The organism is Chitinophaga sp. XS-30 (assembly GCF_008086345.1).
Taxonomy (GTDB): domain Bacteria; phylum Bacteroidota; class Bacteroidia; order Chitinophagales; family Chitinophagaceae; genus Chitinophaga.
The window spans coordinates 351,004-366,958 of sequence record NZ_CP043006.1 but is presented as its reverse complement, the minus strand read 5'-3'; the positions used below and the strand labels follow the sequence as shown (position 1 = coordinate 366,958).

The window sequence follows — 15,955 nt, the reverse complement described above, 5'->3', positions numbered from 1 at the left end:
GCAGCTATTTTGTTGCCGGATATAGAAGCTCATGCAATAATCCTACCAGTTCGGAGAATTTTTCAGGTTTGGTGATGAACTGATGTGCTCCCGCCTGTTTGGCTTCTTCTATCGTCCGGATATCGGATGCAGTAGAGTAGATGATCACCGGTACATCTTTTACGCCGCTGATGCCTTTGGCTTCTTTCAGGAACTGAATGCCATTCATGAGCGGCATATTGAGATCAAGGAAAACCAGGTCCGGCATCGATACGGCATTCTTCAACAGCCGGATGCCTTCCATGCCGTTTGGAACAATAGAGCAAATGATTGATGGATCGATAAAGGCGAGCGCGGAGGTGAAAATTTCCTGGTCGTCGATATCATCATCAACTAAAAGTATGGAGGGTGCGGGAAGCATTAGACGGTTATTGCTGTTAATATAATGATTTATTATGGAACAAAGTACCAGTGAATAAAAAAAGGGGTGTTTTCCGCAGAAAACACCCCCGGATAATATTCCGGTTGCATGATCTCAATAGGCGGAAGCGCTGTTCAGGATATCCAGGTCGCCTTTGTCCAGTTTCAGGGAAACCGAGGCCATCATATCTTTCAGTTGCTCAGGATTGGTGGCGCTGGCGATCGGTGCTGCGATACCCGGCCGGGTAAGGAGCCAGGCGAGGGCAACCACAGCGGGTTTGCTGTCATATTGCGCGGCCACGTTCTCCAGTGCATTGAGTATTTTGAAGCCGCGTTCGGTAAAGTATTTATCCAGATATTTCTCCCGGCTGCTTCCGGCGATATCGGCCTTTGCGCGGTATTTTCCTGTGAGGAAGCCGCTGGCCAGCGAAAAATAAGGGATCACGGCAATTTTGTTGATCAGCGCGAACTGCTCAAATTCCTGCTCATATCGTTCCCGGTCAAAGAGATTGTATTCCGGTTGCAGCGTCTGGTAAGTGGCAAAATCATTATCCTCGCTGGTGATGATGGAATCCGCCAGCCGGTCTACCGTAATGTTCGATGCACCGATGGCCCGCACCTTCCCGGATTTTACCAGTATGGTAAAGGCTTCCAGCGTTTCTTCTATCGGCGTTTCCGGGTCATCGTAGTGGGACTGGTACAGATCGATATAATCGGTTTGCAGTCGTTGCAGGGAGTCCTCCACCTGACTGAGGATATATTCTTTTTTCAATCCCTTTTTTTCTTCGCTGAATTTGCCGCCCACTTTGGTGGCGATCACCACCTGGTCCCGCTTGCCGGTGCGCTGCAGCCATTTCCCGATCAGCCTTTCGGAGTCGCCTCCGGTATTGCCGGGTACCCAGGCCGTATAAGTATCCGCGGTATCAATAGCATTGAATCCCGCATCCGTAAATTCGTCCAGCAGCCGGTAGCTCATTTCCTCATCCGCAGTCCATCCGAACACATTGCCGCCAAACATCAGCGGAGCGATCTCGAGCCCTGTATTTCCCAATGATCTTTTTTCCATGTCTTTCTGTTTTGCGGAAAGATAGTCGGTTACCTGCAAACACTCAAATTAAATAGCGTTAAAAAGTTTTTATACTTTTATCCTCATCTAATAACAAGCTACCAAGTATGATAAGATTATCCTTTCTCCTGCTGACATGCATGGGCATTGGGTTGCAGTCCTTTGCGCAACAGTCCTGCCCCGTGATCCCGCTGCCGGACCAATATGAAAAGGCCGGCGGGCATTTTTTGCTGAATGACGGAACGGCCATTGTGGCTGCAGAACCCTCCCTTGAGGCAACGGCGCATATGCTTCAGCAACAGCTGTTGCGGTATGCGGGCATCCGTGTTTCCATACAACCCGCCGCCAGCGGAAACGCCATCATCCTGAAAAGAGAAAAGAACAATAACCCCGAAGCCTACACGCTGCATATGAACAGCCGTACGGTAACCATCAGCGCCGGCGGTGATGCCGGCATTTTCTACGGTGCCGTTTCGCTGCTGCAATTGGTAAGGGCGAAACAGGAAGCCGCGGGCATTCCCTGCTGGAATATCCGGGACACACCGCTGTACAGGTGGCGTGGCTTCATGCTGGATGAATCCCGGCAGTTCTTCGGAAAGCAGGAGGTGAAAAAGATCCTTGATGAAATGGCTTTCTACAAGCTCAACCGTTTTCACTGGCATCTGACGGACGATCCGGGCTGGCGCATAGAGATCCGGCAATACCCCCGCCTGGCGCTGGTGGGCGGTATCGGCAGTTTCCATGATTCCACCGCTCCGGCGCAATATTATACGCAGCAGGATGTTGAAGAGATCGTGGCGTATGCGGCAGCGCGCCATATCACCGTGATACCCGAGATTGATATGCCCGGTCATGCCAGGGCCGCCAACCGGGCCTATCCGGAGTTCAGCGGCGGCGGTTCTCCCCGTTACCCTGATTTCACCTTCAACCCCGGCAAGGAAGAAACCTATCAGTACCTGACCAATATCCTGAAAGAAGTGGATGCGCTGTTCCCTTCGCAGATGATCCACATCGGCGGAGATGAAGTGAGCTTCGGCAGCCAGGCCTGGAATAGCGATGCCGCTGTACAACGCCTTATGCAAAAGGAGCAGCTGAACTCGCTGGTGCAGGTGGAGCATTATTTCCTGAAACGTATGGCCGATACGCTCCTGAAGCTGAACAATGATGTGCTGGGATGGGATGAGGTGACCGAATCCGCTCTGCCTTCGAAGAAGACCATCGTTTTCTGGTGGCGCCACGATAAGCCGGAGCAACTGACCTCCGCCGTTGAAAAAGGTTACCGGGTAGTGCTTTGCCCGCGCCTGCCGTTCTATTTCGATTTCGTGCAGGACAGCACGAACCTGAAAGGCCGCCGCTGGAGAGGCGGAGCCTACAATCCTCTGAAAGATGTGTATGACTTTACGCTGAAGGGTTTGCCCGCTTCCGTGCAGCAAAGCAAACTGGTGGAAGGTGTACAGGCCAACCTCTGGTCTGAAACGATCGTGAGCGATCAGCGGATGTATTACCTGACCTTCCCGCGCTTGCTGGCGTTTGCGGAAGCGGCATGGACGAAGCCGGTGAAGCGGGACTATGCGCAGTTTGAAAAACGGCTGGAAGCTTTTTTGCCGCTGCTGCGAAAAGAAGGCATTTACTATTACAATGTGCTGGACCCGAAGCTGACGCCGGAGGCGGCGGAATAAGGGGATGAAACAAAAAGGAGGGCTGACCAAAAAGTAATGGTCAGCCCTGATTAATTCGGGCCCTGATGGAGACCTGTCATCGTTCATTCAATCCTCAACCTCTTTTTATTCAGGTCGCTGATGGAGATAATTTCGTTTACGCGATTCCCGGCGCCTTCACTTTTTTTTTGGTTCATCTCCTCCTTTTATTGCCTGATGGCCATCCGTCTTTACAACTTCGCAAAATCCTCCATACTCAGCATCCTGTTGCAGACCGCTGCAGCTGTGTGCCCGCCGGCCGCGGCTATGGATACCTGGTGAAGGCCGGGTTGGGACAGGTCTCCAGCCGCGAACACGCCCGGCACGGTGGTCTTGAACATGTTATCTACTTTTACCGCCCCGCCTTCCTGCAGTTCGCAGCCCAGCTGCTGAGCGAGGGCATTGCGGAAGTCCACGCGGGCCACTTTCAGATAAGCCGCGCCTTTGTAAATGGAACTGCCGTCGGAGAAGGTGATCTTCATCCGATCATTATCTTCCTCCATTTTTTGGATGGTCTTTTCTATCACCGGCACCGGCATTTTTTCTTCGATCGTGCTTTTTCCATTGGTGAGGATAACCACGTCTCTGTTCAGATTGCGCACCAGTGCCGCCAGGTGAGCAGCATCTTCCCCGTTGGCGATAATGGCTACAGGCTGGTCCTTCATTTCCCAGCCGTGGCAGTACGGGCAGTGAATGACCCGGTTGCCCCAGAGCGCTGCTACGCCTTCAATATCCGGCAGGATATCTTTCACGCCTGTTGCCAGGATGATGCTGCGGGCGCTGAACTGTTTGCCGGATGCGGTTTTCAGTTGAAAATGAGCACCATTCTTTTCGGCGGAGATGACTTCCTCCTGCATCAGCTGCACGGAGGGGTAGGGTTTTAGTTGTTCCCTGCCGATAGCCAGAATCTCCGATGGCGGAGCACCGTCCCGCGTAAAGAAGTTATGGGCATGCGCGGCCGGCCTGTTACGGGGAGCGCCGGTATCGAATACAACGGTTTTCCGGGCGGAGCGGCCTAGTGTGAGCGCGGCGGCGAGGCCTGCGGAGGCGCCGCCGATAATGGCAGTATCAAACATAGCAGTTTCTTTATGAATTTTTCCGAACAGCGGTATCGGCAGCATGAGCGTACCCGCCGCGCGGATAAATGTTTTCCTGTTCATCCGCAAATTTAGGCATGCCCCTCCGGCCGATCATGGACCAAACCATGGTATTCGGGGTACTGATCACGGATACTGCTCAATATTCCGCAAAGTCACTGTCTACATAACACCACATCCACCGCTCGCCCGGTTCCGCTGATATTATTACCGGATGGCCGGTTTCATGGAAGTGCTGCGTCATGTGCTTTTTGGGTGAATCATCACAGCAGAGCGTGGCGCCGCAGGTCTGGCAGGTACGGAGGTGCAGCCAGTGCCCGCCGTGTTTCCGGCATTCTTCGCAGGCGCGTTCCTTCGCTGTTTTCAGGGTGTCGATATCCTGTATGTGCTGGCAAGGCATAGTATCGTTATTTTACTTCAGCAAGATATTTATGTACAAAACTGATAGCCATGGAACCCTCCCCAACGGCGGCGGCTACGCGGTTCATGGAACGGGCGCGGACATCACCGGCTGCAAAGATGCCGGGACAGCTGGTTTCCAGCAGGTATGGGTCACGGGTCTGTTTCCATATTTTATTGAAGGCATCATAGTTCCGCAGTTCACGGCCTGTTTCAATGAAACCTTTGTCATCCTTGATGATATTCAGCGCAATCCAGTCCGTATAAGGTTTTGCACCGATGAATACATACAGCGCATCAGCGGTTTCTTCGGATGTTGCTTTGGTATCGATGTTGCTGATGACAAGGCGTTCCAGCTTTTCGTGCCCGTAAGCGGCGGTGATCTCCGTGCGGGGGCGTACATGAATGTTGGGAGCGCCTTTGATCTGCTCTATCAGGTAGGCGGACATGGTGCTGGTGAGATCATCCTTGCGGATGAGGATGTACACGTTCTTGGCGAATTTGGAGAGATACATGGCCGCCTGGCCGGCTGAATTGCCGCCGCCGACGATATATACCTCTTTATCCCTGCAGGCTGCGGCCTCGGTCATCGCTGCGCCGTAGTACACGCCGGCGCCGGTGAAATCCGCAATGCCCTGTGTGTCCAGCTTCCGGTAGTCCACCCCGGTAGTGATGATCACGCTACGGGTATTGACTTCGGTACCATCTTCGAGGATGATCTTGTTGTAGCCGTCTTTCTGGCGGATATCTTTCACAGATTGCGGGGTGATGAATTCCGTTCCCAGGCGGGTAGCCTGGGTGATGGCGCGGCGGGTGAGCTCAGCGCCGCTGAGGCCGGTGGGGAAGCCCAGGTAGTTCTCGATACGGGAACTGGTGCCGGCCTGTCCACCCGGCGCACGCCGTTCTATCAGTAAAGTTTTCAATCCCTCGGAAGCGCCGTACACCCCGGCGGCAAGTCCCGCCGGCCCTGCGCCGATGATCACCACATCGTACACATCATGTTTGATCTGCGGGTTCAGGCCTACTTTCCGGGCGATCTCCAGGATTGTTGGTGTTGCCAGGTATCCGCCGTCTTCCAGGAACACTACGGGGAGGTCCTGCATGGACAGGTTGTTCAGCGAGAGCAGGCGTTTGCTTTCTTCGGTGGACTGGATATCGAGCCATTGGTAGGGAATGAGGTTACCGGCGAGGAAATCCTTGATGGCGTGGGACTTCTGGGAGAACTGGTAGCCCACCACTTTGATGCCTTTGAAATCCGGATGATAGGTGTTTTGCCAGTCGTCCAGCAGTTCGTTGATGATCGGGTAGAGTTTCTCTTCCGGCGGGTCCCATGGCTTCACGAGGTAGTAATCCAGCTGCACGGTGTTGATGGCGCGGATGGCGGCGTCCGTATCCGAATATGCGGTGAGCAGTACCCGGCGCGCCTCCGGATAGAATTGCCGGGCTTTTTCGAGAAAGGCAACGCCCTCCATGTCCGGCATACGCTGGTCTGAAATGAACATGGCGATAGTCTCGCCTTTGTTCTTCATTTCCAGCAGGCTGTCCAGCGCTTCTTTGACAACAGTGGTGCTGATGATCCGGTACTCGTTCCGGTACCGGCTTTTCAGGTCGCGGACGATGGCACGCAGCACCTGTGCGTCATCGTCGATACATAATATGATCGGTAGGTTCATGCTGATTAACCATTAATGGGGAGTGATACAAAAAACTGCGTACGTCCCGGTTGTGATTGTACTTTAACGTTGCCGTGATGCTGCCGGATGATCTGGTTGACGATATCCAGCCCCAGTCCTGTTCCTTTCCCGATCTCCTTGGTGGTGAAGAAAGGCTCGAATACCCGGTTGATGTTCTCGGGGGGAATGCCCGGGCCATTGTCCGTGATCGTCACTTTTACACAGGTATTATCCGGTTCCGTGCGGATCTCCAGCTCACCCTGCGGCATGCCTTCCATGGCATCCACAGCGTTATCTATCAGGTTGGTCCACACCTGGTTCAATTCGCCTACCAGCGCTTTGATCTGCGGCAGGCTGTGATCCGCATGCAGGGTAACGGTGATATTGCCTTTGCGGAGTTTGTGCTGCAGCATGGCCAGCGTGTTCTCTATGCCGGTGTGAATGTCGGTCAGCTGTTTGGCATGCCCCTGGTCCATATGCGTGAATGTTTTCACGGATTTGACGAGGGTAGCGATGCGGTTGGAGGCTTCTTCGATGTCCGTCACCATTTTTTCGGTGACGAGGTTGGCATTGATCCAGTTGAAAATGGGAGAGATGTAGGGAGCGGGAATATGCGCTTTGAACGCATCGAGGTCGCCGGTGTTGAACCCGAATTCCACGAAATTCTCGGCCAGTTCCATAGCATTTTCCACGGCATGTTCATCCAGCCACTCCACCAGTTCGTCTTCTTTCGCGGAGCGTTCCATCAGGGAGAGTTTCGGTTTTTCCGGCTGGCGCAGCACTTCGAACATCCTGTTACTGACGATATCCACGTCCGCTTCATTCATCCGGATGGAAACGATCTTTTTGAACGTTTCCGGTTCCATCTGGAGGTGTTTTTTCAGGGTCACAGCGCCGCGCACAACAGCGGCGGCGGGGTTGTTCAGCTCATGGGCGAGGCCGGCGGACAGTTTGCCCAGGGCCAGCATTTTCTCGTTCTGCAGCTGCAGGGAGGTAAATTCCCGCACGCGGGTGGTCATGAAATGCACCAGCGCCTGGGTCAGCTCATAATGTGTGCTGATCAGTTCCCGCGCCTTTTCTATGGGGAATGTCATGATCTGGCATGCTTCCATGGCTTCGCCGAATACCGGCGCCACTTTCCCCCTGGAGAAAGGCAGGTACCCGCTGATGGTCTTTGCCTCAAACCGGATGATCTCCTCCTGCCGCTGGTGTATCCGGAGTTTTCCGGAAATAACGATATGCGTGCCGGTGATCGGTTCTCCGGCCCTGAACAGGAAATCTCCGGGTTGAAGGAGGTAATGGCGGCTCTGGCTGATCATCCATTGCAGCTGATCAGCCGGAACATCTTTCAGGGCTTCTATGGATTGCAGCCAGGCGGTGGTAACTTCTTGCATGAGCGGACACTTGTTCCGCTAAAGTTACTGTAAGCGCGGCGATCCAACAAACCGCCCGCTAACAGACCTTTTCCACGTCCATCCCAAGCAGCAATCCCAGTTTTTCGATCTTCGCGGCAATATGCCCGATGCCTACGGCGCAATGGTGCGCGGGACCGTGACTGTTCCAGCTGTTGATGAAATGCCTTACCCCTCCCGCAAAGCGGTAGCGGCTGTTGGTATTCCCGATCTGCAGGATGGGGCCGGGAACGGATTCCCCTTCGGCCGTGAGCAATATCAGCCTGCCATCCTTCTTTTCCACCACGGAAAGCAGGGTTACCGGGCCGTTCTTTACGGACATTTCTACGGACAGGCCACTGCCCACCTTGCCGTGGTACACGTACAGCGGCCGCACTTTGGTTTTGCCTTCCGCAATGGCGATATGCCCCGGCCCGTCATGCCCCATCAACACCACATCGTCTTTGAAATCAACGGCGTAATATTCCGAAAAAGAGCCGCCGGCCCCGAATGCATCCATGATCTTCATGGCCTGTGCGTTCTTCACTTCGTATTCACCGGCCACCGGTACGCCGTTGGCGGTAAGCAGGGAATTGCCGAGGATGATGGAGGCAATGGCCTGCTCATTGTCCGGATTCCCGCTGCCTTTATAATAATAGGCCATGGACCCGAGTTGATGCTGCGCCACCAGCTTGTCGAGCGCCACGGAGGTGACAGCGGCCTTTTCCAGTTCTGCTGCGGAACAATCCGCCTGAATGTCGAATACCTGCCGGAATAACTGCAGGCGTTCCTTTGTGGCCGCGGCACTCACCTCCCTGCGGAAACTCACCAGTTCCTCCACTTCCAGCAGTTCAATATGTCCACCGAAATAGGCATACTGCTGCGTGAGATCTGTATAGATATCGAGCATGCCGCTGTAGTAATGGCCCATGCAGCCCAGGCGGTTGTTGGCCATGGTATGGGCTACACGCGCGGCTTCGACCCATTCCTGTATCTCCTGCCAGCAATCGGGGTCATCGTTCAGCATGCCGGTGACCTGGTGAAAGCGGATGCCGGTGCGGCTGAATACATTGGCGATCTCGGGAACGGGGCAGGCGGAACAGTAAGCCAGCCATTCGCCAGTCATTTTTGTTCTGTCCGTCATCGCATTGAAGGCGGTATAATCGATCGCTGCTTCAGGAGATAGGTTGAGGATGATCACCGGCACTTTTGCATTTTGCACGACGGGCAGCACGGTGGAGGAGAGCGCATAGGTGGTGACGTATAGGAAAATAACATCTGCTTCCTCGCGGCGGAAGCGCTTTCCGGCGGCAAAAGCCTTGTCCGTCGAATCCACCAGCCCGGCATTGATAATGTGCGGATGAATGGCGGAGAGTTTCGCCTCCACTTTTTGCAGATAGCCTTCGAGCCGCTCCTTCAGCCCTTCAAACTGCGGCCAGTAGGTATCCAGACCGATACCGAACAGACCGATCCTGAGTTGTCCGTTGTTCATTTTTAGTTATTTTTAATCGTGATCAATTATTACAAATACCTGCCCGTGAGCGTGGAAGACCAGCGCTGGGGAATGTATGTGCTGAATGCCGGCTGCAACAGCATCGGCAGGGCGGAAGCCTATCCCCGTCCCGGGCATCCCGCGCATCACCATTTCCGCTGGGAGCAGGGGCGGGTGCTGCAGGAATTCCAGCTGATCTACATCTCCCGCGGGGCCGGCAGCTTTGAATCCGCACATTGCCCGCTTACGGATGTGGCCGCAGGAACGGTCATGCTCCTTTTCCCCGGTGAATGGCACCGTTTCCGTCCCAACCCGGATACGGGCTGGGACGAGTGGTGGGTGGGTTTCAAAGGGGATGCCGCCACGGGCCTTCTGCAAAACGGGTTCATCAGTCCGGATAAACCCCTGCTCCGGACGGGCCTCCAGGAAACCATCCTGCAACTGCTGCCGGGCATTATTGACTGTACACGAACGGAGAAACCCGGTTACCAGCCCTTCGTTTCCGGCGCTGTACAGCATCTGCTGGGTTACCTGCATGCCTGGGGCAGGCAGGCGGCGCTGCGGCAGGAAGATGTGCCGGAGAATATTGTGGATAAGGCTATGGCCATCATTCGGGCGAAGGCGGACCAGCGTCTTTCGATAGCGCATGTGGCGGAGGAGTTGTGCGTCAGTTATTCCTGGCTGCGCAAGGCATTCCGGCAATATACCGGCATTGCGCCCGGGCAGTACCTGCTGCAGTTAAAGATCGAAAAGGCGAAGATGCTGCTGGCGGACCCTTCGATATCCGTGAAGGTCATTGCCGCCGAAACGGGATTTGAATCCGCTTTTTATTTCTCAAAGATCTTCAAGGTGAAGACGGGCGTTTCGCCGGACCTTTACCGGAAGACGATTCATAACGCGCTTTCATAACGTCTGCCCAAAAGTATCCGCCGGAGTCCGGAAAACCAATATCCATTTTGATATTCCGGATGCAGTTTTTGGCCGGGAAAAAAATTGTGGGAACGGTTGCAATGCAAAACAAAACCGCCCGGGGCATAAAAACCGCCCGCGAAGAAAATTATTTCCTATTTTTACCAGGACGTTATGAAATAGCATTCCACGATTCTTCTATTCCGCTGCCATGGAGTCCGCGAACAATGAAAAAAATCTTTTAAGGCTTGCTGCAGAAGGCGATTCAGCCGCATTTGCCGGCCTTTTCCGGATATATCAACACAAGTTGTACGGTTTCCTGTTGCGCGCAACCGGTTCACCGGAGATGACGGAGGATATCATCCAGGATATTTTCCTGAAGCTGTGGAAAGACCGGTCCAACCTCTCGCAGATAGAACAGTTTGGCGGATATGTTTACCGGATGGCGCAGCACCAGGTGATCAATTCGCTGAAACGGATGGCAAAGGAAACCCTTATTCTGAATGAACTGGGTAAAACCCAGCCGCAGACCGGAATGGACGCAGAAGCGCGGCTCAGCCTGCAGGAAGTTACCCAAAGCCTGCACCAGGCACTGAACAAACTCACGCCCAAACAGAAAGAAGTATATACCCTCAGCCGGGAAAGGGGCCTGAAACACGACGAGATCGCCCGTTACCTGAATATCTCCCCTTCCACCGTCAATAATCATCTGATAGAAGCGTTGCGCCTCATCCGGCAGCAATTGCGCGCCTCCCCGGAAGCATTTACTTTGTTAATGATCCTGCTGACATTCCAGCCCTGACCGGGTTGCTGTACGCAACCCGCTGCACGCTGGCGATAGCCGGTGAGCAGCATATTTTCATGAACGGGATCGCCATGCTGCAGGCAAGTCAAAAAAGCGGCCGGTCAGCATATTTCCCCATTGCACGGTGGCTGGCTATCCGCCTGATTTCCCGTCTTTCAAAAAAAATCCATGCGCAACTAGGTATGTTTTCTCTCCCGATTGTCTAATTAAAGAGTAAACCACTCAGCATGTTGAGAGAACGTATGCAATACCTCATGGAAAGGTATTTTAATGGCACCTGTACTGCTGCAGAAAAACACGAACTGGCAGAATGGATCAGCGAAGTACAGGACGATCAGGACCTGAAGGAGGTCGTTGCGCAAACCTGGGAACGGTTCCGGCCGGAGGACAGGATGCCCGGCGAAGTTTCCGCACGGATCCAGGCTTCCCTTTTTGAAGAAGAGAAGCCGCGTGTGCGTTCCCTCCCGGTCCGCCGGTGGCTGGCTGCCGCAGGTATATTGCTGCTGGTGGCTGCTGCCGCGTTGCTATGGCCGCGCAAATCCCCGCAGAAGCTTGCGGAGGCGCCCCGGATCGAACGATACAGGAACGAAGTGCCCGCAGGCGGCAATAAAGCATTGCTGACGCTCGGCGATGGTACGGTGATAGCGCTGGATAGCGCCGCCAATGGCGTGGTGACGCAGCAGGGGAAAGTCCGGGTGATAAAGCAGGCCAACGGGCAGCTGTCCTACGAAATTGAAGGCGCTGCAGAAGATATGGTCATGTATAATACCATGCGTACGCCAAGGGGCGGAGAATACCGCCTCACCCTGCCGGACGGCACCAACGTCTGGCTCAACGCCGCTTCTTCCATTACCTATCCCACCGCATTTACCGGAGATGTACGAAGCGTGCAGATCTCAGGCGAGGCATATTTTGAAGTAGCGAAAGACGCCGGTAAACCCTTTGTGGTAGACGCCGGGAAAATGAAAGTGGAAGTGCTCGGCACCCATTTCAATATCAATGCCTATGCGGCGGAGCCGGTAGTGAAAGCCACGCTGCTGGAAGGTGCGGTAAAAGTGTCCGGCGGCGGCCGCGGAGATGTGTTGCAGCCAGGTCAACAGGCTCGCCTGCAACGCAATAACGGCGGTATGCAGGTGGTGAATGACGTAGATCTTGATGAAGTAATGGCCTGGAAGAACGGGTACTTCCTGTTCGTGGATGCAGATATGCCCGCCGTGATGCGGCAGCTGGAGAACTGGTACGATGTGACCGTAGGCTATGAAGAAGGCTTTGTGCCACGGAGAAGCTTCGGCGGCGGTATCCAGCGGTCACTGCCCCTGTCCAAAGTATTGACCATCCTTGAAGAAAATAATGTAAAATTCCGCGTAGAAGGGAAAAATATTACTGTATTGAAGTAATAACAAAAAAATATCCACGATGATGAAATGACAAACAAAAACTGATCACCAGATAACGTGGGCTAAAAAAATGCCAGAAATGGTTGGAACATCTCTGGCGGGCGTTTAGTCTGCGTTGAACAGAACAATCGGCTGAGACTGCCTATTCATTCAACCAAACAATGCAAATGTATGCAATTTAAATTTATCGCTTTCCGCAAGCGGACGGCTGTTGCTACACCAATTTCTGCATCTCCGGGAGTCAGCGGTGCAGATCTTATGCACCGTCTGCCAAACCTTACCAAAATTCTGTTAGCTATGAAGTTAACATGCCTGTTCCTGACGGTTTTATTCCTGAACGTAAGCGCTACCGGTGTTTCGCAAACCGTAAGTTTTTCAGGTAAGAATATCAAGCTGAAAACTATTTTCGCCGCCATTCACAAACAGACAGGTTATGTGGTCTTTTATGATAACAACCTGATCAAAAGCGCGCAACCGGTGACGGTATCATTGCTCAATGCTCCCCTGGAAACCTTTCTCTCCGCTTCTCTTCAGGGGCAGGGGCTGAGTTATACCATCATTGATAAAACGATCACCATCAAGAAAACGCCGCCGCTGAAAGTGCTTTCCCCCTTCATCCTGCCGCCGGTGACCATCACCGGAAAGGTAACGGATGATGCCGGGGAACCGCTGCCCGGTGTTACCGTTATGGTGAAAGGCACAAGAACCGGTACCACGACAGACGAGAATGGAGAGTTCAAACTTTCCGGGGTGGATGATAAAGCGGTGCTGGTATTATCCTACATCGGTTTCGCAACAACGGAGCTGGAGCTGAACGGAAGGAAGAAACTGGATATCAAAATGGGCAAAGCGGATAACACCACACTGGAAAGTGTGGTAGTAGTAGGTTATGGCGCTATCAAGAAAAGCGACCTTACCGGCTCCGTATCCGCTGTGGAAGGTGAAGCCATCGCGGCGAGGAAGACCACCCAGATCTCCACCGCCCTGCAGGGCTCCATGCCCGGCGTTACCGTGACCCGCAACAATAACGCACCCGGCGCCACGGCCACCATACGCGTACGCGGTATCACCACCCTCACGGAAGGAGGCGCTGATCCGCTCATTATCCTGGATGGCGTACCGATCGACGATATCAATTCCATCAACCCGAATGATGTGGACAATATTTCCGTGCTGAAGGATGCGGCTTCCGCATCCATCTACGGCTCCAGGGCTGCCGCGGGAGTTATCCTCATCACCACCAAACGCGCCAGGAACGGCCAGCTGAGCCTGGATTATACCTATGAATACGGTATTGAAAAACCCACCATCCTGCCGGATTACGTGGATGTGACCCGGTTCATGGAATTGACCAATGAACTGAGATGGAACGACAACGGCAATAACGCCAATGAACATCCAACCTATCCTAAGGCGACCATTGATGATTATTACAACCTCAACGCCCAGAACCCGGATGAGTATCCGAATACGGACTGGCGGGGCATGATCCTGAACAATTCCTCACCGCGGCAAAGCCATATCATGAGCATTTCCGGTGGCGGCAAAAGCATCCGCTCCCGGGTATCGCTGGGATATGACAAATCCGATGCCCTGTATGACGGCCGCACCTACGAACGCCTGACCGCGCGGGTCAACAATGATATCACCATCAATAAATATCTTTCCGCGAGTGTGGACCTGAACTTCCGCCGCACCATCATCAAGCAGCCGGTAACCAATCCCATGTACAAAATGGGTATCGTGCCGCCCCTGTATGCCGCCATGTGGTCAGACGGCAGGATCGGTGCGGGAAAGGATGGCGCCAATATCTATGCGCTGGTGAAGCACGGTGGTTTCGATCACGACTGGTACAACCAGATCGGCGGCAAGATAGGCCTGGATTTCACACCCATCGAAGGATTGAAATTCTCCGGCGTGATATCGCCATTCGCCAGCTTCGACAAGCTGAAAACATTCAATAAACAGATACCTTACACCTCCTGGAGCAATCCTAATTCCGTATCCGGCTACATTGAAGGAGGCACGGAGACCAAGCTCACAGAGAACCGCAACGATAACCATCGTTACACCATGCAGTTCCTGGCGAACTACACCAAACAGCTGGGCGACCATAACCTCAACCTGTTAGGCGGATATGAATATTATTATGCGTTTAATGAGGACCTGATGGCATACCGCGGGCAGTATGTGCTGACCAATTACCCTTATCTGAACCTGGGCCCGCTGGAGTTCAGGGACAATAGCGGCAACGCTACGGAAAATGCCTACCGTTCCTGGTTCGGGCGCGTGATGTACAACTACAAGGAAAAATACCTGCTGCAGGCGAATATCCGTTACGATGCTTCTTCCCGTTTTGCACCCGGTTACCGCTGGGGCTCCTTCCCTTCCGTTTCCGCGGGATGGATCATTTCCCAGGAACCGTTCATGAGCGGCACTTCCAACTGGTTGTCGTTCCTGAAAGTACGCGCCTCATGGGGAACACTTGGCAATGAGCGGATCGGGGGAAATTATCCTTATCAGGCGCTCCTCCGCTTCGAGAACAATTCATTGTTCTACAGGGGCAATGCCGCCGTTTCCGCTCAATCCGCCGCACAATGGCAATATGTTATCCGCGACATCTCCTGGGAAACGACAGCGTCCTACGACATCGGGCTGGATATGAATTTCCTCGGCAACAGGCTGCGTTTCACCGGGGACTATTACAAGAAGACCACGCGGGATATTTTGCTGGACCTGGAGATTCCCGACTTCATCGGTTTCGATAATCCCACCCAGAACACCGGCAAGATGTACACCACCGGCTGGGAATTCCAGATCGGTTGGAACGACAAAGTGGGTGATTTCTCCTACGGCGTTTCCGCCAACATGTCCGACTTCATTTCAAAAATGGGTGACCTCGGCGGAACAGAGTTCATCGGCGATCAGATCAAGATATACGGCAGCGAGTTCAATGAATGGTACGGATACCAGTCTGACGGCCTTTTTCAGACACAGGATGATGTGGATAAATCGCCTGTGCTGAATGCCAATGTAAAACCCGGTGATGTCAAATACAAAGACATCAGCGGTCCGAATGGCGTGCCGGACGGAAAGATATCTCCGGAATACGACCGTGTGCTGTTAGGCGGTTCGCTTCCGCGTTACATGTACGGCGCCACTTTGCAGGCCGGGTACAAGAACTGGAACCTGGGCGTGGTGCTGCAGGGCGTTGGCAAACAGAACGCCCGTCTCACCACCGATATCGTGCGGCCGCTGCTGGAGAACTACGGCAACTTCCCGGCCATACTCGATGGCAACAGCTGGAGCAAATACAATACACCGGAACAGAACCTCAACGTAAGATACCCGCGTTATACCAATACCTCCGCAGGCAATAACTACGCACTGTCCGACTACTGGCTGATCAACGGCGGTTACTTCCGGCTCAAGAACATCAACCTGAGCTATACCGTTCCGAGAAGCCTGGTGCAGAAGGCTAAAGTGCAGGACGTACGGGTATATGGTACTGTTACCGACGTATTCTCGATCCATAAATTCCCGAAAGGCTGGGACCCCGAGATGAACTACCTCGGTTATCCCATCACCGTGTCATTTGTTTTCGGCGTATCCGTCAAGTTTTAAAACTGA

General features: G+C 53.6%; 12 protein-coding genes. 5 read left to right on the top strand and 7 right to left on the bottom strand.

The genetic code is table 11. The features are described 5' to 3' along the window. Window positions 1-4: 4 nt before the first annotated feature. Both FW415_RS01475 and FW415_RS01470 read right to left on the bottom strand, forming a co-directional pair. The gene (locus FW415_RS01475; protein WP_148382538.1) at window positions 5-400 is read right to left on the bottom strand and encodes a response regulator; all 396 of its coding nucleotides are present in this window, start codon (window positions 398-400) and stop codon (window positions 5-7) included. Window positions 401-514: 114 nt separating this feature from the next. Beyond that, complete coding sequence (locus FW415_RS01470) at window positions 515-1,465, bottom strand: aldo/keto reductase (RefSeq protein ID WP_148382537.1); 951 nt, start codon at window positions 1,463-1,465, stop codon at window positions 515-517. 107 nt (window positions 1,466-1,572) lie between these two features. Between FW415_RS01470 and FW415_RS01465 the strand changes: the two genes are divergently transcribed. Beyond that, a complete protein-coding gene (locus FW415_RS01465) occupies window positions 1,573-3,144 on the top strand; it encodes a beta-N-acetylhexosaminidase (RefSeq protein WP_148382536.1) in 1,572 nt (523 codons plus the stop codon). 209 nt (window positions 3,145-3,353) lie between these two features. Here FW415_RS01465 and FW415_RS01460 read toward each other — a convergent pair whose 3' ends face one another. The 5 genes from FW415_RS01460 to FW415_RS01440 all read right to left on the bottom strand — a co-directional run bounded on the left by FW415_RS01460 (window position 3,354) and on the right by FW415_RS01440 (window position 9,214). Continuing rightward, the gene (locus FW415_RS01460) at window positions 3,354-4,322 is read right to left on the bottom strand and encodes an NAD(P)/FAD-dependent oxidoreductase (RefSeq protein WP_148382535.1); all 969 of its coding nucleotides are present in this window, start codon (window positions 4,320-4,322) and stop codon (window positions 3,354-3,356) included. A gap of 76 nt (window positions 4,323-4,398) precedes the next feature. Then, complete coding sequence (locus FW415_RS01455) at window positions 4,399-4,659, bottom strand: UBP-type zinc finger domain-containing protein (protein WP_148382534.1); 261 nt, start codon at window positions 4,657-4,659, stop codon at window positions 4,399-4,401. A gap of 7 nt (window positions 4,660-4,666) precedes the next feature. Beyond that, entirely contained in the window at window positions 4,667-6,331 is a 1,665-nt protein-coding gene (locus FW415_RS25625) for an FAD-dependent oxidoreductase (RefSeq protein WP_148382533.1), read from the bottom strand. A gap of 5 nt (window positions 6,332-6,336) precedes the next feature. After that, window positions 6,337-7,725, bottom strand: a complete 1,389-nt coding sequence (locus FW415_RS01445) for a sensor histidine kinase (RefSeq protein ID WP_148382532.1) — start codon at window positions 7,723-7,725, stop codon at window positions 6,337-6,339. Between the two features lie 58 nt (window positions 7,726-7,783). Beyond that, window positions 7,784-9,214 (bottom strand): arabinose isomerase, encoded by a 1,431-nt coding sequence (locus FW415_RS01440; RefSeq protein ID WP_148382531.1) that lies wholly within the window; start codon window positions 9,212-9,214, stop codon window positions 7,784-7,786. A gap of 18 nt (window positions 9,215-9,232) precedes the next feature. Between FW415_RS01440 and FW415_RS01435 the strand changes: the two genes are divergently transcribed. The 4 genes from FW415_RS01435 to FW415_RS01420 all read left to right on the top strand — a co-directional run bounded on the left by FW415_RS01435 (window position 9,233) and on the right by FW415_RS01420 (window position 15,949). Next, complete coding sequence (locus FW415_RS01435) at window positions 9,233-10,123, top strand: helix-turn-helix domain-containing protein (protein WP_148382530.1); 891 nt, start codon at window positions 9,233-9,235, stop codon at window positions 10,121-10,123. A gap of 211 nt (window positions 10,124-10,334) precedes the next feature. Continuing rightward, window positions 10,335-10,925: an RNA polymerase sigma factor gene (locus FW415_RS01430; protein WP_148382529.1), complete on the top strand. Its 591-nt coding sequence runs from the start codon at window positions 10,335-10,337 to the stop codon at window positions 10,923-10,925. Between the two features lie 230 nt (window positions 10,926-11,155). Beyond that, window positions 11,156-12,325 (top strand): FecR family protein, encoded by a 1,170-nt coding sequence (locus FW415_RS01425; protein WP_148382528.1) that lies wholly within the window; start codon window positions 11,156-11,158, stop codon window positions 12,323-12,325. A 297-nt stretch (window positions 12,326-12,622) separates the two neighbouring features. Continuing rightward, the gene (locus tag FW415_RS01420) at window positions 12,623-15,949 is read left to right on the top strand and encodes a TonB-dependent receptor (protein WP_210420806.1); all 3,327 of its coding nucleotides are present in this window, start codon (window positions 12,623-12,625) and stop codon (window positions 15,947-15,949) included. Window positions 15,950-15,955 lie beyond the last annotated feature (6 nt).

Excerpts from the sequence above, each read along its gene's own strand:
- FW415_RS01475 (WP_148382538.1), bottom strand. The coding sequence starts at position 400 with ATGCTTCCCGCACCCTCCATACTTTTAGTTGATGATGATATCGACGAC.
- FW415_RS01470 (WP_148382537.1), bottom strand. The coding sequence starts at position 1,465 with ATGGAAAAAAGATCATTGGGAAATACAGGGCTCGAGATCGCTCCGCTG.
- FW415_RS01465 (WP_148382536.1), top strand. The coding sequence starts at position 1,573 with ATGATAAGATTATCCTTTCTCCTGCTGACATGCATGGGCATTGGGTTG.
- FW415_RS01460 (WP_148382535.1), bottom strand. The coding sequence starts at position 4,322 with ATGAACAGGAAAACATTTATCCGCGCGGCGGGTACGCTCATGCTGCCG.
- FW415_RS01455 (WP_148382534.1), bottom strand. The coding sequence starts at position 4,659 with ATGCCTTGCCAGCACATACAGGATATCGACACCCTGAAAACAGCGAAG.
- FW415_RS25625 (WP_148382533.1), bottom strand. The coding sequence starts at position 6,331 with ATGAACCTACCGATCATATTATGTATCGACGATGACGCACAGGTGCTG.
- FW415_RS01445 (WP_148382532.1), bottom strand. The coding sequence starts at position 7,725 with ATGCAAGAAGTTACCACCGCCTGGCTGCAATCCATAGAAGCCCTGAAA.
- FW415_RS01440 (WP_148382531.1), bottom strand. The coding sequence starts at position 9,214 with ATGAACAACGGACAACTCAGGATCGGTCTGTTCGGTATCGGTCTGGAT.
- FW415_RS01430 (WP_148382529.1), top strand. The coding sequence starts at position 10,335 with ATGGAGTCCGCGAACAATGAAAAAAATCTTTTAAGGCTTGCTGCAGAA.
- FW415_RS01425 (WP_148382528.1), top strand. The coding sequence starts at position 11,156 with ATGTTGAGAGAACGTATGCAATACCTCATGGAAAGGTATTTTAATGGC.
- FW415_RS01420 (WP_210420806.1), top strand. The coding sequence starts at position 12,623 with ATGAAGTTAACATGCCTGTTCCTGACGGTTTTATTCCTGAACGTAAGC.